We start from the raw sequence: 19,083 nt of genomic DNA, 5'->3' as shown, positions 1-19,083 counted from the left end.
TGAGTGGCGAGCGCGTCGCCAAGGGGACGCGGGTGATTTCGCAACCAATGCTGTTGCCGTATCGGACGGGAGTGGTGTCCGGTACCGCATAAGTGATTAACGCATAGTGGAGACGACGTATGGCTTGGAATGAGCCTGGTGGTGGCAAACAGCACGACCCCTGGAGCGGCGGTGGCCGGCGCGGTGGCGGCGGAAACGGCGGTAACGGCGGCGGTGGCGGCAACAATCAGGGGCCGCCCGATCTCGATGAGGCGCTGAAGAAGTTTCAGGACAAGCTCAACGGTATGCTGGGCGGCGGTCGCGGCAAGCGCGGCGGCGACGGCGGGGGTAACAAGGGCGGTGGTAAGCCGCGCAATACCTTCGCTCTGCCGGGTCTGCTGGTGGTGGTGGCGCTGGCGATCTGGGCGGCCACGGGTTTCTACCTGGTCGACCAGTCCGAGCGCGGTGTGGTGCTACGCTTCGGCGAGTATCAGGAAGTGGTCACGCCGGGTCTGCACTGGAATCCGCCGTTGATCGATGACGTGCGCATGGTCAACGTGACCCGCGTGCGCTCACTGACCCAGACCCAGTCGATGCTGACCCGCGATGAGAATATCGTCGAGGTCGAGATCTCGGCTCAGTATCAGGTCGCCAGCCCGCGCGACTTCGTACTCAACGTGCGTAGCCCGGAGCTCTCTATCGAGAACGCCCTGGACTCGGCGCTGCGTCACGTGGTCGGTGGCACCGACATGATCGACATCCTGACATCGGGTCGTGAGATTCTGGGTAGCTCGGTTTCCAGTCGACTGCAGTCTTACCTGGACAGCTACGGCACCGGCATCAGTCTGCAGACCATCAACATCGAGTCGACGTCGGCACCGCAGCCGGTCATCGACGCCTTCGATGACGTGATTCGCGCCCGTGAGGATCGTCAGCGTACGATCAACGAAGGCATGGCCTACGCCAACGCCATCATCCCGGCCGCGCAGGGTCAGGCACAGCGCCTGATCGAGCAGGGCCAGGGCTATCGCGAATCGGTGGTGGCCGAAGCCCAGGGTCAGGCCAACCGCTTCAACTCGCTGCTGGGTGAGTACCAGACCTCGCCGCAGGTGATGCGTGAGCGTCTCTACCTGGATGCCATCAGCGAAGTGTTCGGCAAGACCAACAAGGTGCTGATCGATGTCAGCGACAGCAGTCCGCTGATGTATCTGCCCCTCGACCAGCTGCGCTCCGGTAGCAGTGGCCAGGGCGGCCAGCGTTCCAGCGAGTCGAGCAGCGACGATATCGACCCGCAGGTGATCGAGCGTCTCCGCCAGCAGCAGCAGGGCGGCAGTGGTAGCAGCAACAGTGGTATCCGTCGGGAGGGCCGCCAATGATTAACAATAAGTCATTGCTTATCGTGGGTGGCCTGGCGGCCGCCGCCTGGCTGGCCAGCAACAGCCTCTATGTGGTCGACGAAACCGAGCGCGCGGTCAAGCTGCGCTTCGGTGAGGTCATCGAAGAGAACATCCAGCCGGGTCTTCACGTCAAGATCCCCATCACCCAGACGGTGCGCAAGTTCGACACCCGGGTGCTGACGCTGGATACCGATACCAGCCGCTATCTGACCCTCGAGCAGAAGGCGGTAATCGTCGACTCCTACGTCAAGTGGCAGGTGGTCAATCCGACCCGCTACTACGAGGCGACCTCCGGTGACGAGATGCAGGCCGTGCGCCTGATCCAGCCGCGGGTCGACGAGAGCCTGCGTAACGAGTTCGGTCGCCTGGATCTGCAGGAGATCATCGCCGAGCGCCGCGATGACCTGATGATTGGGCCGGCCGAGGATCTCGACGCGCTGATGCGCGAGGAGCTAGGGGTGTCGATCCGCGATATTCGTATCAAGCGTATCGACCTGCCCGAGGACGTCTCGGCGGCGGTCTTCGATCGCATGCGCTCCGAGCGTGAGCGTGAGGCCCGCGAGTGGCGTGCCCAGGGTCAGGAAGAGGCCGAGCGGATTCGCGCCAACGCCGATCGTCGCCGTCAGGTCTTGCTGGCCCAGGCCACCGAGCGCGCCGAGACCCTGCGCGGTGAGGGTGATGCCGAAGCCGCAGCGATCTTCTCCGAGGCCTATGAGCAGGATATGGAGTTCTTCACCTTCTATCGCAGCCTCAACGCCTACCGCGAGAGCTTCGAGGGTGACGGCAACATGCTGGTGCTGGAGCCGACCAGCGACTTCTTCCGCTACCTCAACAGCGCCAATCCAATGGGCGCCGAAGAGTAGTGAACGGCCGGGCCCCGGGGTTCACCCCGGGGTCAAACGTGGTAGAATCCGCAAACCGGGCGTGGCCCGGTTTTTTTGTGCATTTCTGGCAGGACAGGACACATGACCATCGCTGACCGCTGGCTGCTTCCCGACGGTATGGATGAAGTGCTGCCGCCGCAGGCGGCCCGCATGGAAGAGCTGCGTCGGGCGCTGCTCGATCTCTATTATCGCTGGGGTTACGATCAGGTGATGCCGCCGCCGGTGGAGTTTCTCGACTCGCTGTTGACCGGCACCGGCACCGACCTCGACCTGCAGACCTTCAAGCTCACCGACCAGCTTACCGGGCGGATGATGGGCGTAAGCGCCGACGTCACCCCCCAGGTGGCGCGCATGGATGCCCACTCGCTGCGGCGTCAGGGCCCCGTTCGGCTGTGCTACTGCACCAATGTGCTGCGCGCCAAGGCCGACCAGCATCAGGGTGGGCGCAGCCCGGTTCAGGTCGGGGTCGAGCTGTTCGGCCACGCCGGCCAGGAGGCCGATCTGGAGATCCTGCGCCTGGCGCTGTCGAGCCTGGCAGTGGCCGGTGCCGGTGAAATTCACCTGGCACTCGGGCATATCGGCATCTACCGTAGTCTGGTGCAGGCCGCTGAACTCGATGCGACCCAGGAGCGGGCGCTGTATGAGGCGCTCGACCTCAAGTCGCCAGGCGAGCTCGCCGCCAGGGTGTCGGAGTGCGTTGCTGACCCGACCCTGGCCGAGATGTTCCTGGCGCTGTCCGAGCTGCACGGCGGCGACGAGGTCCTCGAAGCGGCGCGTGGCGCCTTCGCCGAGGCGCCCGCTGCGGTCAACGCCGCACTCGATCAGCTGCTCGCGCTGAGTGCCGGTGTGCGTGCCGAGTACCCGGAAGTCGAGCTCTATTTCGACCTTGCCGAGCTGCGCGGTTATCAGTATCACACCGGCATGATGTTCGCCGCCTATGTGCCGGGCTACGGTCAGGCGCTGGCCAAGGGCGGGCGCTATGACGATACCGGGCGGGCCTTCGGGCGTGCCCGGCCGGCCACCGGGTTCTCCATGGACCTCAAGTTGCTGGCCTCGCTGGCGCTCTCGGCGCCAGCCTGCGACGGCATCTGGGTGGCGGCCGAGGTAGCTGAACAGCAGGCGGCCAGAGTGGCCGCACTGCGCGATGCGGGTGAACGGGTGGTAGTGGCCCTGCCGGGACAGCGTACCGGCCCCGAGGCGCATCGCTGCGACCGCCAGCTGACCGGCAGCGGCGACGACTGGCAGGTGTCTCCCCTGGGCTGATGACCGGGGCAGGCATCGCGCGGATTCTTCGATCAAGAGACCAAAGCAATGGGCAAGAACGTAGTCGTACTGGGCACCCAGTGGGGTGACGAAGGCAAGGGCAAGGTCGTCGACCTGCTGACCGAATCTGCGAGCGCCGTGGTGCGCTTTCAGGGCGGGCATAACGCCGGCCATACGCTGGTTATCGACGGCGAGAAGACCGTCCTGCACCTGATTCCCTCCGGCGTGCTGCGCGACGACAAGATTTGCGTGATCGGTAACGGCGTGGTGCTGTCGCCTGAGGCGTTGATCAAGGAGATCCGCGAGCTCGAGAGCAAGGGGGTGCCGGTGCGTCAGCGCCTGCGCCTGTCGCCGGCCTGTCCGCTAATCCTCTCTTACCACGTGCGCCTCGACCAGGCTCGTGAGAAGGCCCGCGGGGTGGCCAAGATCGGCACCACCGGACGCGGTATCGGCCCGGCCTACGAGGACAAGGTGGCGCGACGCGGCCTGCGTCTTGGGGACTTGCAGCACCGCGAGCGCTTTGCCTCCAAGCTCGGCGAGGTGCTCGACTACCACAACTTCGTGCTGACCCAGTACCACGGCGAGTCGCCGGTGGACTTCCAGCAGGTGCTCGACGAAGCGATGGAGATGGCTGAAGAGCTGCGGCCGATGGTCTGCGATACCGTGGGCCTGGTTCACGATCTGCGCAAGGCCGGTGAGAATATCCTGTTCGAGGGCGCCCAGGGCTCACTGCTGGATATCGACCACGGCACTTATCCGTTCGTCACCAGCTCCAACACCACCGCCGGCGGCACCGCCACCGGCTCTGGCGTCGGGCCGCTGTATCTCGACTACGTGCTGGGCATCACCAAGGCCTACACCACGCGGGTGGGCTCGGGGCCGTTCCCCACCGAGCTGTTCGACGCCCACGGCCGCCACCTGGCCGAGCGCGGTCATGAGTTTGGCGCTACCACCGGTCGCGCCCGCCGCTGCGGCTGGTTCGATGCCGTGGCACTGCGCCACGCGGTGCAGATCAACTCGGTCTCCGGGCTCTGCCTGACCAAGCTCGATGTGCTCGACGGCCTGGAGACGATCCGCGTCTGCGTCGGCTATCGCAGCAAGGATGGCGACGTGCTTGACACCCCGGTGGACTCCGAGGGCTATGAAGCCATCGAGCCGCTCTATCAGGATCTGCCGGGCTGGAACGACTCGACGCTGGGCATCAAGCGCGTCGAGGAGCTGCCGGCCAATGCGCGCGCCTATATCAGCTTCCTCGAGGAGCAGGTGGGTACCAGCATCGATATCATCTCTACCGGCCCGGACCGCAACGAGACTATCGTGCTGCGCAACCCGTTTGACGGCTGATGGCCGGCGCTAAAGCGCAATAGACAACGAGCCGCCCCTAGGGGCGGCTCGTTGCGTAGTGGCGTGGTGATTCTCGCTACTACTAAGAGAGTGGCTACTCGAGTGCCGCCGACAGGTCGCGGCTGCCAATGGCGTCTCGGGCGCTGTCTTCGGTAAGCAACTGGCGCAGGGTCTGGGAGGCCAGTTGGCTGTCGCCTTCGATCACCCCCTCCAGCCAGATCAACGCCTGTTCGTTGTTGGCACTCTCCAGACCGTTGGCCGCCAGATAGGCCTCGGCCAGTGCCAGGCGGGCACTCTCATGGCCCTGCTCGGCGGCGGCCAACAGCAGGTCGCTGCCGCGCGCGGCGTCATACTCCAGCACCTCGCCTCGCAGGTACTCCCGGCCCAGCACTGCCTGGGCGCCGGGGTGGCCATTATCGACTCCTTCCTGGAGATAGCCGAGGCCGCGTTCGGTGTCCTGCGGCAGACCGTCGTCACCGTACAGATAGGCCTGGGCGAGGTGGAGGCGTGCGCCGCTGTGGCCGGCATCCGCGGCCTGGGTGAGCAGCTGCATGCCTCGCTCGGGGTCGTCGCCGGATTCTATCAGCAGCTCACCGAGATCGGCATGGGCGCCGCTATGGCCGCCGGCCACTGCGCGTTCCAGATAGTCGCGGGCGCCAGCCTCGTCGCCGGCATCAAGCTGCAGGCGGCCGAGGCTCGCTGCGGCGCCGGGATGGCCGGCGCGATCGGCGCGCTCTAGCCAGGCACGGGCCTGATCGGCGTTGGCGGCTACGCCTTGGCCATTGAGGTAGGCGCGGCCGAGGTCGGCCATGGCGCCCGGGTGGCCCTCTTCGGCGGCGTGGACCAGCGCCTCGATATCGCCCGCTGCACCGAGATCGCGCTGGGTGTACATCAGCGCATCGCCGGCCGATTCGTGACCGGCGTCCTCGGCCTGCTGCAGCCAGTAGGCGGAGCGCTGCAGATCGCGTTCGACGCCGTCGCCATGGCGATAGGCGCGGCCCATGACCACCATGGCGTAGTCGTCGCCCTGGCGGGCAGCATCCTCGAGCAGATCGATGCCCCACTCGGGCTGCAATTCGCCCTCGATGCCCTCCAGATACGCCTCGCCAAGCACGGTCATGGCGCGAGTGTCTCCGGCCTCGACGGCTTCGCGCAGCAGTCGCTCAGCGCGCGACGGATGGTAGTCGAGTGTTTCGCCCTCCAGGTAGGCCTCTCCCAGCAGCCGCTTGGCGCTGGCCTGGCCCTGGCTAGCCGACTCGCGCAGCAGGGTCTCGGCCTGGCGAGGGTTGCCGGCCACGCCGCGCCCCTCGAGATAGACCTCACCGAGCTGCATGGTGGCGTAGGGGTGGCCCAGCTCATGGCCGCGCTGCAGGTAGTCGATGGCCTGCAGTGGCTGCGAAGGCAGGTGTTCGTCGCTGAGATAGAGCTCGCCGAGCAGCGCCAGGGCATAGCCGTCGTCCTGTTCGGCGGCCTGCTCAAGCAGCGCTATGGCCTGCTGCGGATTGCTGGCAATGCCGTCTCCATCGAGGTGGGCGCTGGCCAAACTGACCGCGGCATCAGCCGAGCCACGCTCGGCGGCGCGTTCGAGCCAGGCGATGCCCTGGCCGTCGTGGGCCGAACGCTCCAGCAGATGGTCGCCGAGCAGCGCCATGGCGTCGACATCGCCCTGTTCGGCGGCGGTCTCCAGCAGGCTGATGGCCTGGGCCTCATCGCCGTCTTCGAGCAGCAGGCGCGCGGCCTGGGTCTGGGCGCCGGGTTCGCCGGATTCGGCGGCGGCCAGCAGCCAGTCGAGGCGCTGCTGCGGGTCGCCGTCGAGTAGGCCCTCGTCGCCATGGAGTCGTGCCAGGCGCTGCATGGCGCCGGTATCGCCGGCTTCGGCCTCGGCCTGAAGCGTGGCGGCGGCCTGCTCGGCATATTGCTCGGAGCGTTCGGGGTCATCGACCAGCCAGCCATCGGGGCGATAGGCCTCGGCCAGGGCCAGCTGTGCGCGCGGATCACCGCGCTCGGCGGCGCGCTGGTAGAGGCGACGGGCCAGGCGGCGATCGGCTTGGACGCCGTCGCCGCCTTCCACCATCAACGCCGCCAGGGTGATTTCGGCGTCACGCTCCACGTCTTCGTCGATGGCTTGCCACAGGAGGTAGTAGGCCAGGGCGTCGTTGCGTACCACGCCGTCGCCCTCGAGATAGAGCTTGGCCAGATTGAGCGAGGCGTGGCCCCGCGATGACGAGGGCAGCTCCAGCGCCTCGGCATAGAGACGGGCGGCCTCGGCGGTATCGCGTTCGACGCCGAGCCCGTTTTCGTACATCCGGCCCAGGTGGTAGGAGGCCGGTGGAAAGCCGAGGTTGATCATCTGGCGCAGCTGGTCCTCGGCGCGGGCGTAGTCGCCCTCTTCGATCAGACGCTGGGCATAGTTGATACGGTTCCAGTCGTCGCCGCTCATATCGGCCTCGACATTACCCTCGAACCAGTGAGCGTACTGCGAGGGCAGGGCGGTGGCGTGGTTCTCCCCGGGTGGTGCGCCGCCGGAGCCGGCGCAGCCGGCCATACCGACCAGCAGAACCAGCCCGGCACAGGCGGGCAGCTGGCGCCAGGGGGTGATGATGGGGCGTGTGTCGTGTGGTCGTGGCATGGTGGATTCCTTCCCGTTGAGGGGGTGTACAACGTTCAATGCGCCGCAAGGCCATCGAAGCCTTGGGTGGCGGGGGCATCGTCGTCGATGATGACCTGCTGCTGCGCCTCGGGCGGCATCACATAGAGGGTCATGTAGCCGCCTGCGCTGCGGTTGTAGATGGGTCTCAGGCGGGGCAGAAAGTCGGCGATACGCGGATCGTCGAAGCGAGTCTGGTAGAGCTCCATCCACACGAAGTACTGAGGGTCCTGGAGGAAGCCGCCGAACTGCTCGAGGGGGACGTCCTCACCCAGGTTGGCCGGGTCGTAGATAGCCTGCATGAGGAAGTCCACGGCATCGTGGATATCGCGGCCGTCGATCTCGAGAGAGTAGATGTCGTAGCCCTGACGGGAGACGATCTCCATGATCGGAATCAGGTAGAGCAGCGCATAGTTCTGGTAGTGCGTGGCGCGGCGGCCGCGGGCCACTTCCAGCGGCAGGGCGCCGTCCTCGGTGAGGTCATGGAGCGCCGAGTAGACGGCGCTGACGCCGATCTGGAACAGCTCGTCGTCCTCCAGCAGCACGCCGACCATCGCCGCATACAGGGCGCGGCGATAGAAGTGGTTGTTGCAGCAACTGTTGCCCTCTTCGCCGGGGATGCCGATATGCCGATCACTGAGGCGTTTTAGCCAGTCCTCGACATCGGCCTGCTCCTGCTCGCGGTCTTCGACATGAGGACGTACCACCGAGTAGGCCATGGCCGCGGCGAAGATCATCGATTCGGTGGCGAACCACGCTTGTGGCTCCATCGATTCATAGTGGAAGTCCATTAGCGCATCGTTGACCGCCCAGCGCTCGAGGAAAGTCACCAGACAGTCGGCATAGTAGTCGTCGCCGGTGGCGACGAAGCTGCCGGCCAGCAGCGATACGCTGTCCTCGAACTGGAACAGCGGCTCCGAGGCCAGCCGCCACTCCTCGGGATTGGGGTAGAAGCCCGGTACCCGCAAGCGCGTGGTAATCGGAGGAATGCTCAGCAGCTGCCGGCAGCTGACGCCGGTGGCGAGCTCGTCGAGCTCTTGCAGCAGCATGGCGTTATGGGTGTCGTCGAGCAGGGCCATGCGCGCCTCGACGTCGAAGTAGCCGGCCTCCGGATCGTTGACGGTGTAGTCGGAGAGATCCAGCGCTTCGCGTTCGGCAATGGTCAAGGCGGCGGCACTGGACGCCGCGCCGAGCAGTGCCGCGGCAACCAGTCCACGCAGCGCTGTCCGCCGACGCGAAGAGGGTATAGCGGAATTCGACATCATGGGCATCATGAACCTGGGATATAGAGCCGGAAATCACTGAAGTCGGCGTACTGATCATGCGGTGTGCGCCAACCTTCGCCGTGCCCGCCGAAGAAGCTCGAGAACATCATGCCCTCGATGCCGACCTGCGGGCTGGTGCGATAGACGATGCCGCGCTGCTCGAGTACCGGCTCACCGTCGATCCACACTCGAGCGATGCCGTCGTCGCGCTCGGGGTGGTTGAGGACCACCTCCTGCTCGACCGTGACCCAGCGGCCGGTGGGGAAGTGCCACAGACCGCGGCCCACCGAGGCGCCATGATCCTCGTCCTGATTGACCACGTACTCGTAGAGCTCGCCCTGTCCCTCCTCGCGCCACATGAAACGCATCGAGAAGCCGTTCTCGCCATCGGCGGTTTCTCCGCCGCTAGGGCCCTCGCCGCCGTAGATCCCCGGGAGCTTGCCGCCGCGCACGAAGTCGAAGCCATCGGCAAAGCGCACCTGATAGCGCAGGCAGGCGCGGTCGGCCTCGGCCAGAGCGGCGTCCTCGGTATAGAAGCCGGCACCGCCCCGGCCGCGGCCCCCGTCGTCGTCGCCGGGGGAGGACGTGCCGGCGGGGTAGTGAACGCGTAGCACCGGCTCGTCGATGCCCTCTTGGCCAGCCGGCAGGATATCGACGTTATGCTCGGTGCCCCAGTCGCGGTTGGTCGCGAAGCCGCGCCGCACAGCCTGCTTGGGATTGGCGGCAGCGGTGTCCGGACGATGATGGGCTACCTCGGTGTAGCGCGCCGAACAGCCCTGAGACTCGGGAGTGGTCAGGGTGGCATCGACGTCGTCGGCAGCCAGTGGTGTCGCCGCCACCAGTGTGCTGATGGCCACGGTGCCGCTGGCGATCCATGGACGGGTTGGAAACATCGACATCATCAACTCTCCTGGGCTTGCTCGGGGGGATCGTCAGCGCCGCCCCGCGCTGACTGGTAGAGACGCTCGACGAACTGCGCCATGGCACGGCCGCCCTGCCAGACCCACTCGGCGCCGGCGGCCAGCACTGGCTGCTCGGTGAAACGCACGTCAACAGGCTTGCCCACGGCATCCGCCGGCAGGTCGGTCTCGGGCACCAGCAGCACGCTGGCGACGTTCTGCTGCTGGCGCACCCAGTCGGGGAAGCCAGCGCGCGGCTGGCGCTCGACGTCGAGCGCCACGCTACGCACCTGGGCGCGAATTGGCTCCGAGGCGTGGGGCAGGGCGATATAGGCGACCTGCTCGGGCTCGATGCGGGCGATATCGCTCATATGCACCAGCGCCTCGACCATGACGTCGTCTTCACCGGTGCGAATCAGCGTCATGATGCGTTCGCTCTCGTTGATATAGGTGCCGTCGGCACTCGACAGCGCCCAGGCCACCAGGCAGTCGCAGGGGCTGGTGATCTCGTTCATCGACATCCGCGACTGCAGGGCGCTGATCCGCGAGCTCTCGTAGTCGCGGGTGGTTTCGAACTGCTCGACGCGGGCCTGGGCAATCTCCGGTGAGGCGGTCTCGTAGTTGACGGTGTCGCCGCTGGCCGGTTGGGTCGAATTGACCAGACTGACCTGCTGGGCGTTGGGGTCGTCGAGGCTGGCCTGAAGGTTATCGATCAGCTGTGAGTTGTAGCGGTGCGAGGCCTGGGCAAGGATCAGGTCCGATTCGAGGTCGCTGTTGTTGACCCCGGTCAGGTACTCGTCGCGCTCAACGCGGTCGCCGGCCTCCCACTGATGCTCGCGAAGTATCCCCGCCCCGGGTGCGCGGATATCGATGCGCGGTGCGGTGACAGCAGCGAAGCTCGGCTCGATCAGCATGAAGTTGCGGTAGGCGGTGGCGGCAGCGGCCACCACCAGCACCCCGGCCGCGACGAAGAGTAACGCATAGCGCCCCCAGGGCTTGGGCGGTCGACCCGGAGGGGTGGTGCCGGTAGGCTGCTGGCGCTTGCGCGGGGTCTGCGGGTCCTCCTCGCCGACCAGTCGCTCGATGCTGGCATGCCGGCCGCTGAGGTGGGCGCGTATGACCTTGCGGAGCAGCTCGAGATGGGGCGGGTCGATGGCGACGATCTGGAAGGCCAGCTTGTGATCGGCATGCGCCTCGAACGGATGGCAGCGCAGGCAGCGGGCTTGCAGCGGAATAATCAGCTCGGCGCCACCGGCTTCGATCAGTAGGTTGGCGTCGACCACGCTGTCGATGGCAAGGGAGGTGTCGGCGTGGGCGGCGAAACCGCCCAGCGACAGATCCAACCCGCTAAGGCGCCGGCCGTCGGCCAGTTCGATCTGAAACGGCGGCGAGATACGCACATGTTGACGCTCATCGCGGCGCTCATGCCTCAGCGCCTCGCGGTGGGGGGGCGGCGAGCGATAAGCGTGCGGATCACGCGGGCCTTGTCGCTCGGGAGCCGCGTCGTACGCGTCGCTGTCCCGTTGCGCTGGCCGGTCGTCGTTCAGGTAGCGCCGTCGGACGCCGAGAGTGGGTTCGCTGCGATCATGATGACCGGGATAACGGGGATTCATGTGACAGGCTCCTTGCAAACGCGAATCGGGGAGGACATCAGCGGCCGTTGAGGCCACCGTTGTCCTGGAAGATGTTCAGCGACACGGCATCCGGCGGCGCCAGCACGCCGGTGGCCAGCACCAGTACGAACAGCAGGCTGGCCATGTAGACGCCGTGCATGAAGTGGCCCATGCGCCGCTGTCGTCGCGCGGCGCGACGGCTGTCGGGTTCACCGGCGGAGATACCCTGGCGTGACCATTTCTGGCGATTGAAACGGAAGCTCACATAGGTCTTGAGCAGGGCACCGCCGATCTGGTTGTAGTAGAGCAGCGGCACCCACAGCAGGCTGAAGCGGCCGCGCTGCCAGGCCAGCACCAGCGCCGCAATACTGCGGGTGAAGATGATCCACAGCAGATAGGCGAAGATGAACGATGGACGCACGAAGGCGGTCACCAGAATGGCGACCGTAGGCCCTACCAGCGTGGTCCACATCGACAGCCGCTGATCGATCAGACTCCACCAGGTAAACAGCCCCATGGGGCGCGGCCCCAGGGCGATGGCGCGGTTGCTGGTGCGCAGCATGTTGCCGTACCAGCGACGCATCAGGTCGAGGGTCGAGGCGAAGAAGCGGCGTCGGTCGGGTAGCTCCTCGAAGCCCGAGACGTAGACGTCGGGCAGGTAGCGCATCTTCCAGCCGCGCTTTAGCAGCCAGTACCAGGTCGACTTGTCGTCGCCGGACAAGAACTTGAAGTCGCCGAAGCGCCAGTGCTCGACGTGATCGTTCTCGACCAGGTCGATGAAACTGGGATGGGTCGCCAGCTCGGCGCGAAACACGCTGTAGCGACCGGTCAGCACCAGCAGACGCTCGGAGAGCGACATCGAGCTCATCACCAGGTGGCGCTGGGCGTAGCGCAGGTCGTACCACTCCTTGGTGGCGTCGTCGCCGGTGACGATGGCGGCGTTGTTGGTGGTCAGCGCGCCGAGATCATCCTGCAGGGCGAAGAACGGCAGTGAGTGTGCAAGGGTGCCGGGCTCGAGACGGATATCGCCATCCATTGATACCAGCAGGGCATCCGGCGCCGGCATGCAGCGCGAGATGGCGCGCAGCACTTCGGCCATCGCCGAGCGCTTGCCATCGCCCTTCTGGAACATGTAGCGCACCTCGACATTGGCTGGCCAGCCGTGCTCATCGAGGACGTGGTCGATGACATCGACGTCGCTGCGATCAGAGATGGCGGCGAAAATCACCGTTGGCACGCCATAGTCGCGGACCTCGCCGATCAGCGCGTCGTAGACCGCGAAATTGACCGCCGGCTCGATACGATAGGAGGTGCACAGCACATACAGCTCGCTGGGCATGCCGGCGGCGCCCAGCGCGTCAGCCTCGGCGCGCAGCTGAGGAAACACCTGGCGGTTGTACCATGTTGAGCGCAGCGCCTGGACGAACCACCAAGAGTAGCGCCAGATGCCGATGGCACCGATCACGAAGAAGAAGCTCTGCGACTCCGGCGAGAAGATGTCGCGGGGCAGCTCACTGATCAGTACCACTAGCAGCGCCAGTCCAAACAGCATGACGGTGACCTCCGTCGCCCAGCTGGCGACAGAGGATTTGGGCGTTGAGGGTTGCATGCCGACTCCTAGGCCAGGGCGGCCTGCAGTGAGTCGCCGCGCCCGATGGCGTAGTAGTCGAGGCCGGCCCGTTTGAGCTGGGCAGGCTCGAACAGATTACGGCCATCGATCACGATCGGGCTGGCCAGGGTCTGCTTCAGCACGCTGAAGTCGACCGTGCGGAAGGCCTTCCACTCGGTACAGATGACCAGCGCATCGGCCCCCTCGAGTGCTTCGTCGCGGCGCTTGCACAGTGACAGGTCGTCGCGCTCGCCGTAGAGGCGTCGACACTCGTCCTGGGCCTCCGGGTCGAAGGCCTGAACCCGAGCTCCTGCATCCCAAAGCGCTTCCATCAGCGCGCGACTGGGAGCTTCGCGCATGTCGTCGGTATTGGGCTTGAAGGCCAGCCCCCACAGGGCGATGGTCTTGCCGGCCAGGTCGCCGTGGAAGGCGCGCGCGAGCTTGGAGTACAGCAGGTCTTTCTGGCGCACATTGATGGCCTCCACGGCTTCGAGTAGCTGTGGCTGGTGGCCAATCGCGTGGGCGGTGCGTGCCAGGGCCTGGACGTCCTTGGGAAAACACGAGCCACCGTAGCCGCAGCCGGGGTAGATGAAGTGGTGGCCGATGCGCGGATCGCTGCCGATGCCGTGGCGCACGTGTTCGATGTCGGCGCCGAGTTTCTCAGCCAGGTTGGCGATCTCGTTGATAAAGCTGATCTTGGTGGCGAGCATCGCATTGGCGGCGTACTTGGTCAGCTCGGCACTGCGAATGTCCATGAAGATCAGCTTGTCCTGAAGGCGGTTGTAAGGCGCATAGCACTCGCGCATGGCTTGGCGAACCCTATCGCTGTCGGTACCGACGACGATCCGTGAGCCGCGCGAAAAGTCTTCGATGGCGGCACCTTCCTTGAGAAACTCCGGGTTGGAGCAGACATCGAAGGCCAGGGTCGCGCCGCGCTCGGCGAGGGTCTCGGCCACGCAGGCGTGGACCTTCTCGGCGGTGCCAACGGGCACCGTCGATTTGTCGACGATGACCTTGTACTCCTGCATGTGGGTGGCGATGGTGCGAGCCACCTGCAGCACATACTGCAGATCGGCACTGCCGTCCTCGTCGGGGGGCGTTCCCACGGCGATGAACTGCAGCAGGCCGAACTCCACCGCGCGGGCGGCATCGGTGGTGAAGCGCAGTCTGCCGGCCTCGAGGTTATGACGAATGATGGTCTCCAGGCCCGGCTCGTGAATGGGTACCTGGCCGTCGTTGAGGGCGGCGATCTTGTCGTTGTCGATATCGACGCAGATGACGTCGTGGCCAACGTCGGCCAGGCAGGCGCCAGTAACCAGGCCCACATAGCCCGAGCCAAAAATGGTGATCCGCATGAGTGACGCTCCTTGCTTGTCGACTCTTCCATGGCGTGTTCGCGCGGTGCTGTGAGCGGAAGAAGTAGTGATAAAACCATCTGGACGGCCAGCCTCCCTCTCATCCTTGGGGGAGTTCACAGCCGTCAACATCTGGGCGAAACATCTCCATGATTGCGTAAAGCGTGCCAAGTGATTTTTATATCTTTAATAACAGCAATTTATTGGACGGAAGTCGGGTTTTTGGGACGTCTGGCGTGCATTTATCAGCGCTTGATCTGTCGGCACTCGGCAACGCCTGGGTCATGGGAGTAGGAAAATAACTTTGAAATCAGTCGACAGGCGGTGTCTCTCAGCAGGGACAGTGGGGTGTCGTCAGCGATCCCGTGGGCTGTGAGGGGGATACTGCAGCGTTAATGTGTAATGGGAATAATTGTTATTATTGATGCGATCGGTGTCGATCATGTCGATATCCTGCGCTGCTCAGGCAAGAAATGCCGCTGACGCTTCACATCGGGGTTATACAGGACTAAAATGGTCCCCAATCCGAGCCGCCACCCTGGCCCTGATCGTCGAGGACGTGCCGCATGCTCAAGCTTTCACGCATGACAGACTATGCCGCTGTGGTAATGGCCCATATCGCGCGTCACCCGCAGCAGCCCCATGCCGCGGCCGAACTGGCCGAGGCCGTCCATCTGCCGCACCCGACCGTGAGCAAGACGCTCAAGTCGCTGGTGCGCGCTGGCCTGCTGGCGTCTCAGCGCGGTGCCCAAGGCGGCTATCGCCTGGCGCGCGATGCAAGCGAAATCACCGCCAGCGATATCATCGCGGCAATAGAAGGGCCGGTGGCGATGACCGAGTGCAGCCACGTCGACGGCGACTGCGAGTTGGTGGCGACCTGCGGTGTGGCCGACAACTGGCAGCGCGTGTCGCTGGCCGTGCGCACCCTGCTCGACAGCGTCACCCTGGCGCATCTGGCCCAGACCACGCCGATCAAGCTACCGGTCCAGCTGCCGATTCAGACCGTGACACTGGCCGCCGGCGCCGGCCGCTAAATCTATTATGTCCATGTCGAGCTTGGCGCTCGACGGTAATGCCCGGGAGGGGATTGAACATGGCAACTGAGGAAATGGAACAGCTTGTCCGTCGCGACTATAAAGAAGGCTTCGTGACCGACATCGAGAGCGATACCCTGCCGCCCGGCCTGGATGAGAGCACCATCGCGTTCATCTCCAACAAGAAGGGCGAGCCCGAGTGGATGCTCGAATGGCGCCTGGACGCCTATCGCCAGTGGTTGAAGATGACGCCGCCCTCCTGGGCGCACCTCGATTATCCGCCCATCGACTACCAGGCGATCTCCTACTTCAGCGCCCCCAAGCGCCCGGAAGATCGTCCCCAGAGCCTCGATGAGGTGGACCCCAAGCTGCTCGAGACCTACGAGAAGCTGGGCATTCCGCTCCACGAGCGCGCGGCCCTGGCCGGCGTGGCCGTCGATGCCGTGTTCGACTCGGTCTCGGTGACCACCACCTTCAAGGAGAAGCTGGGCGAAGCGGGCGTGATCTTCTGCTCGATCTCGGAAGCGATCCGCGACCACCCGGAGCTGATCAAGCAGTACCTGGGCACGGTGGTGCCGGTGGCCGACAATTACTTCGCCGCCCTCAACTCGGCGGTGTTCACCGACGGCTCCTTCGTGTTCGTGCCGGAAGGCGTGACCTGCCCCATGGAGCTCTCCACCTACTTCCGCATCAATGCCGCCAATACCGGCCAGTTCGAGCGCACCCTGATCATCTGTGAGAGCCGTGCTCAGGTCTCGTACCTCGAGGGCTGTACCGCGCCGATGCGCGACGAGAACCAGCTTCACGCCGCGGTGGTCGAGCTGGTGGCGCTGGACGATGCCTACATCAAGTACTCCACGGTACAGAACTGGTATCCCGGCGACGAAGACGGCAAGGGCGGCATCTACAACTTCGTCACCAAGCGCGGCGACTGCCGCGGGGCGCGCTCGCGGATCAGCTGGACCCAGGTCGAGACCGGTTCGGCGATCACCTGGAAGTACCCCTCGTGCATACTGCGCGGCCGCGACAGCATCGGCGAGTTCTACTCGGTGGCGGTGACCAACGGCCGTCAGCAGGCCGATACCGGCACCAAGATGATCCATATCGGCGAAGGCACCCGCTCCTACATCGTTTCCAAGGGCATCTCTGCCGGCAAGAGCAACCAGTCTTACCGCGGCCTGGTCAAGATCGGTCCGCGTGCCAAGGGTGCGCGCAACTTCACGCAGTGTGATTCGCTGCTGATCGGTGACAAGTGTGGGGCGCATACCTTTCCCTATCAGGAGATCGGCAACAGCACCGCCACCATCGAGCACGAGGCGACCACCTCCAAGATCGGTGAGGATCAGCTGTTCTACTGCCAGAGCCGCGGGATCTCCGAGGAGGATGCGGTGAGCATGATCGTCAACGGCTTCTGCAAGGATGTCTTCCAGGAGCTGCCGATGGAGTTCGCGGTGGAGGCCGAGGCGTTGCTCAACGTCACCCTGGAAGGCGCCGTAGGCTAAGCGCTATTGCGCTCGGTCACTCTGCGTTGGAGGCCCTCCTCGGCATGCTCATTGAGCAGCAGTCAACTCCGCTGCACTCGTCGGGCCTCCGCCTTGATTGACCATCGCTCATGACGCGCCTGGTTCGTCGAGAAAATACTGCCAATGTTACGGGTCGCCGCGGCGGCTCACTAGAATCGGAAAAGGTAATCGCAATGCTCGAAGTCAAGGATCTGCACGTCGAGGTAGAGGGTCAGGCCATCCTCAAGGGCCTCTCGCTGTCCATCAAGGCCGGTGAGGTCCATGCCATCATGGGTCCTAACGGGGCCGGCAAGTCGACGCTGTCGGCAGTGATCGCCGGCAAGGATGGCTATGAAGTCACTCGTGGCTCGATCACCTTCGAGGGCAAGGACGTCCTGGAGATGGAGATCGAGGAGCGTGCCCAGGCGGGCCTGCTGCTGGGCTTCCAATACCCGGTCGAAATTCCCGGGGTCAAGAATATCTATCTGCTCAAGGCCGCCCTCAACGCTCAGCGCAAGGCGCGTGGCGAGGAGGAGGTGCCGGCACCGGAATTCATGAAGCTGATCAAGGACAAGCTCGGCGAGATGAAGATGGACGCCAGCTTTCTGCAGCGTGCGGTCAACGAGGGTTTCTCGGGGGGCGAGAAAAAGCGCAACGAGATCCTGCAGATGCTGGTTCTTCAGCCCAAGCTGGCGATGCTCGACGAGATCGATTCGGGTCTCGACATCGACGCCATGAAAGTGGTCGCCGACGGCGTCAATAGCCTGCGTGCCGCCGACCGCGGCATCCTGCTGGTGACTCACTACCAGCGCCTGCTCGACTATATCGTGCCGGATCAGGTTCACGTGCTGGTCGACGGTCGCATCGCCAAGAGCGGTGACGCCGAGCTTGCCAAGCAGCTCGAATCCCGCGGTTATGACTGGGTGGTCGAGGAGTCTGCTGCATGAGTGAACAGACCTTTCTCGAGCGCCTGGCGCAGCGCGCGGACAAGCGCGCTCCTGAGCCGACATGGATCGCCGCGCGGCGTCAGGCGGGCGCGGCACGCTTCGAGGCGCTGGGCTTTCCCACTCGCCGCGACGAGGCGTGGAAATACACCGATGTGCGCGCCATTGCCAACGGCGAGTTTGCGCTGGCCGAAGATGCCGACTTCTCGCAGACCGTAGCCGCCACGCTGACGCTGCCCATCGACGCCTACCGGCTGACCTTCGTCGACGGTGTCTATGCCCCGGCACTCTCTCAGTTGGAGGGCCTGCCCCAGGGCGTGCAGCTGCTGCCGCTGTCTCAGGCGCTGGCCGATAATCACGAAGCGGTAGGTGGGCCGCTGGGTCGCTTGACCGGTGTCGAGTTCTCGCCGTTTTCGGCGCTGAACACCGCCTTTATGGAAGAGGGCGCGGTGCTGCGTCTGGCGCCGGGTAGCGTGGTCGACAAACCACTGGTGGTGCAGTTCCTGTCGCGCCACGGCAAGGCGCCGGTGATGAGTCATCCGCGTCTGCTGGTCGAAGCCGGCGCGCGCAGCCAGGCGACGTTGATCGAGCACCATATTGGCGAGGAGGGGGCGACCAACTTCACCAACCTGGTCGCCGAGTTGATCATCGAGCGCGGTGCGATCCTCGATCACTACAAGCTGCAGGAAGCCCCGCTGGGCGACCTTCACGTGGCCAGCATCCACGCCGAACAGGCCCGCGACAGCCGCTACACCTCGTTCAATCTGAACCTGGGGGGCGGTCTGGTGCGTAACGACCTGATCAGCGATCTCAACGGCCAGGGCGCCGTGGCCAACTTCTACGGCCTGTTCTACGGCCAGGGCCGTCAGCATATCGACAACCATACCGTGGCCAACCACAACGCGCCGTTGACGTTCTCCAACGAGAACTACAAGGGCATTCTCGATGATCGCGCCCGCGGCGTGTTCAACGGCAGGGTAGTGGTCAAGCGCGACAGCCAGAAGATCGAGGGTTTCCAGAGTAACGCCAATCTGCTGCTCTCGGATCGCGCCGAGATCGATGCCAAGCCGGAACTCGAGATCTACGCCGACGACGTCAAATGTTCCCACGGCACCACCACCGGTCAGCTCGACCAGGAAGCGATCTTCGCGCTGCGCACTCGCGGCATCGATCTGCAGACCGCACGCGGCCTGTTGACCCTGGCCTTCGCCGGTGAGGTGCTCGAGGAGGTGAATCTGGATGTCATCGCCGAACGCGTCGAGCTGGCGGTGGCCGGCAAGCTGCCGGAGCGTTTCAATCTGACCGGGCTGGTCGAGGCCGCTGCGGCGCTCGACGAACAATGAGCGGC

At 65.0% G+C, this 19,083-nt stretch carries 14 protein-coding genes; 8 read left to right on the top strand and 6 right to left on the bottom strand.

Going from position 1 to position 19,083, the window contains the following annotated elements; translation table 11 throughout:
• The first annotated feature begins 119 nt into the window (after positions 1-119).
• The 4 genes from hflK to IEI94_RS17740 all read left to right on the top strand — a co-directional run bounded on the left by hflK (position 120) and on the right by IEI94_RS17740 (position 4,867).
• On the top strand, positions 120-1,355 hold the full coding sequence (gene hflK / locus IEI94_RS17755) for an FtsH protease activity modulator HflK (RefSeq protein ID WP_191168586.1): 1,236 nt from the start codon (positions 120-122) through the stop codon (positions 1,353-1,355).
• On the top strand, positions 1,352-2,239 hold the full coding sequence (hflC, locus tag IEI94_RS17750; RefSeq protein ID WP_191168585.1) for a protease modulator HflC: 888 nt from the start codon (positions 1,352-1,354) through the stop codon (positions 2,237-2,239). The genes hflK and hflC overlap by 4 nt, the downstream gene beginning before the upstream one ends.
• 102 nt (positions 2,240-2,341) lie before the next feature.
• Positions 2,342-3,523, top strand: a complete 1,182-nt coding sequence (locus IEI94_RS17745; protein ID WP_191168584.1) for an ATP phosphoribosyltransferase regulatory subunit — start codon at positions 2,342-2,344, stop codon at positions 3,521-3,523.
• Between the two features lie 48 nt (positions 3,524-3,571).
• On the top strand, positions 3,572-4,867 hold the full coding sequence (locus IEI94_RS17740; RefSeq protein WP_191168583.1) for an adenylosuccinate synthase: 1,296 nt from the start codon (positions 3,572-3,574) through the stop codon (positions 4,865-4,867).
• Positions 4,868-4,961: 94 nt separating this feature from the next.
• On the opposite strand, the gene IEI94_RS17735 is transcribed toward IEI94_RS17740, so the two are convergent.
• Genes IEI94_RS17735 through IEI94_RS17710 form a run of 6 tightly spaced genes read right to left on the bottom strand, consistent with a single transcriptional unit; the run spans position 4,962 to position 14,255 of the window.
• The gene (locus tag IEI94_RS17735) at positions 4,962-7,496 is read right to left on the bottom strand and encodes a tetratricopeptide repeat protein (RefSeq protein ID WP_191168582.1); all 2,535 of its coding nucleotides are present in this window, start codon (positions 7,494-7,496) and stop codon (positions 4,962-4,964) included.
• Positions 7,497-7,531: 35 nt separating this feature from the next.
• A complete protein-coding gene (locus IEI94_RS17730) occupies positions 7,532-8,776 on the bottom strand; it encodes an alginate lyase family protein (protein WP_191169652.1) in 1,245 nt (414 codons plus the stop codon).
• A gap of 8 nt (positions 8,777-8,784) precedes the next feature.
• The gene (locus tag IEI94_RS17725; protein WP_191168581.1) at positions 8,785-9,678 is read right to left on the bottom strand and encodes a polysaccharide lyase; all 894 of its coding nucleotides are present in this window, start codon (positions 9,676-9,678) and stop codon (positions 8,785-8,787) included.
• A 2-nt stretch (positions 9,679-9,680) separates the two neighbouring features.
• Positions 9,681-11,291 carry an HlyD family efflux transporter periplasmic adaptor subunit gene (locus IEI94_RS17720; protein ID WP_191168580.1) on the bottom strand — a complete coding sequence of 537 codons (1,611 nt, stop codon included), beginning with the start codon at positions 11,289-11,291 and terminating at the stop codon, positions 9,681-9,683.
• A 37-nt stretch (positions 11,292-11,328) separates the two neighbouring features.
• Complete coding sequence (locus IEI94_RS17715) at positions 11,329-12,900, bottom strand: glycosyltransferase (RefSeq protein WP_191168579.1); 1,572 nt, start codon at positions 12,898-12,900, stop codon at positions 11,329-11,331.
• Between the two features lie 8 nt (positions 12,901-12,908).
• Entirely contained in the window at positions 12,909-14,255 is a 1,347-nt protein-coding gene (locus IEI94_RS17710; RefSeq protein WP_191168578.1) for a UDP-glucose dehydrogenase family protein, read from the bottom strand.
• A 566-nt stretch (positions 14,256-14,821) separates the two neighbouring features.
• Between IEI94_RS17710 and IEI94_RS17705 the strand changes: the two genes are divergently transcribed.
• The 4 genes from IEI94_RS17705 (at position 14,822) to sufD (ending at position 19,078) form a co-directional block, all read left to right on the top strand.
• A complete protein-coding gene (locus IEI94_RS17705; protein WP_191168577.1) occupies positions 14,822-15,289 on the top strand; it encodes an SUF system Fe-S cluster assembly regulator in 468 nt (155 codons plus the stop codon).
• A gap of 59 nt (positions 15,290-15,348) precedes the next feature.
• The gene (sufB, locus tag IEI94_RS17700) at positions 15,349-16,791 is read left to right on the top strand and encodes a Fe-S cluster assembly protein SufB (protein WP_191168576.1); all 1,443 of its coding nucleotides are present in this window, start codon (positions 15,349-15,351) and stop codon (positions 16,789-16,791) included.
• 194 nt (positions 16,792-16,985) lie between these two features.
• Positions 16,986-17,738, top strand: coding sequence for a Fe-S cluster assembly ATPase SufC (gene sufC / locus IEI94_RS17695; RefSeq protein ID WP_191168575.1), 753 nt, complete (start codon positions 16,986-16,988; stop codon positions 17,736-17,738).
• Positions 17,735-19,078, top strand: coding sequence for a Fe-S cluster assembly protein SufD (gene sufD / locus IEI94_RS17690; RefSeq protein ID WP_191168574.1), 1,344 nt, complete (start codon positions 17,735-17,737; stop codon positions 19,076-19,078). The genes sufC and sufD overlap by 4 nt, the downstream gene beginning before the upstream one ends.
• Positions 19,079-19,083 lie beyond the last annotated feature (5 nt).

Origin of the sequence: Halomonas sp. ML-15, from assembly GCF_014779595.1 — a bacterium.
Classification (GTDB): domain Bacteria; phylum Pseudomonadota; class Gammaproteobacteria; order Pseudomonadales; family Halomonadaceae; genus Franzmannia.
This window is presented reverse-complemented; position numbering and strand designations above follow the sequence as displayed.

Coding starts and splice junctions, on each gene's coding strand:
- hflK (WP_191168586.1), top strand. CDS start 120: ATGGCTTGGAATGAGCCTGGTGGTGGCAAACAGCACGACCCCTGGAGC.
- hflC (WP_191168585.1), top strand. CDS start 1,352: ATGATTAACAATAAGTCATTGCTTATCGTGGGTGGCCTGGCGGCCGCC.
- IEI94_RS17745 (WP_191168584.1), top strand. CDS start 2,342: ATGACCATCGCTGACCGCTGGCTGCTTCCCGACGGTATGGATGAAGTG.
- IEI94_RS17740 (WP_191168583.1), top strand. CDS start 3,572: ATGGGCAAGAACGTAGTCGTACTGGGCACCCAGTGGGGTGACGAAGGC.
- IEI94_RS17735 (WP_191168582.1), bottom strand. CDS start 7,496: ATGCCACGACCACACGACACACGCCCCATCATCACCCCCTGGCGCCAG.
- IEI94_RS17730 (WP_191169652.1), bottom strand. CDS start 8,776: ATGTCGAATTCCGCTATACCCTCTTCGCGTCGGCGGACAGCGCTGCGT.
- IEI94_RS17725 (WP_191168581.1), bottom strand. CDS start 9,678: ATGTCGATGTTTCCAACCCGTCCATGGATCGCCAGCGGCACCGTGGCC.
- IEI94_RS17720 (WP_191168580.1), bottom strand. CDS start 11,291: ATGAATCCCCGTTATCCCGGTCATCATGATCGCAGCGAACCCACTCTC.
- IEI94_RS17715 (WP_191168579.1), bottom strand. CDS start 12,900: ATGCAACCCTCAACGCCCAAATCCTCTGTCGCCAGCTGGGCGACGGAG.
- IEI94_RS17710 (WP_191168578.1), bottom strand. CDS start 14,255: ATGCGGATCACCATTTTTGGCTCGGGCTATGTGGGCCTGGTTACTGGC.
- IEI94_RS17705 (WP_191168577.1), top strand. CDS start 14,822: ATGCTCAAGCTTTCACGCATGACAGACTATGCCGCTGTGGTAATGGCC.
- sufB (WP_191168576.1), top strand. CDS start 15,349: ATGGCAACTGAGGAAATGGAACAGCTTGTCCGTCGCGACTATAAAGAA.
- sufC (WP_191168575.1), top strand. CDS start 16,986: ATGCTCGAAGTCAAGGATCTGCACGTCGAGGTAGAGGGTCAGGCCATC.
- sufD (WP_191168574.1), top strand. CDS start 17,735: ATGAGTGAACAGACCTTTCTCGAGCGCCTGGCGCAGCGCGCGGACAAG.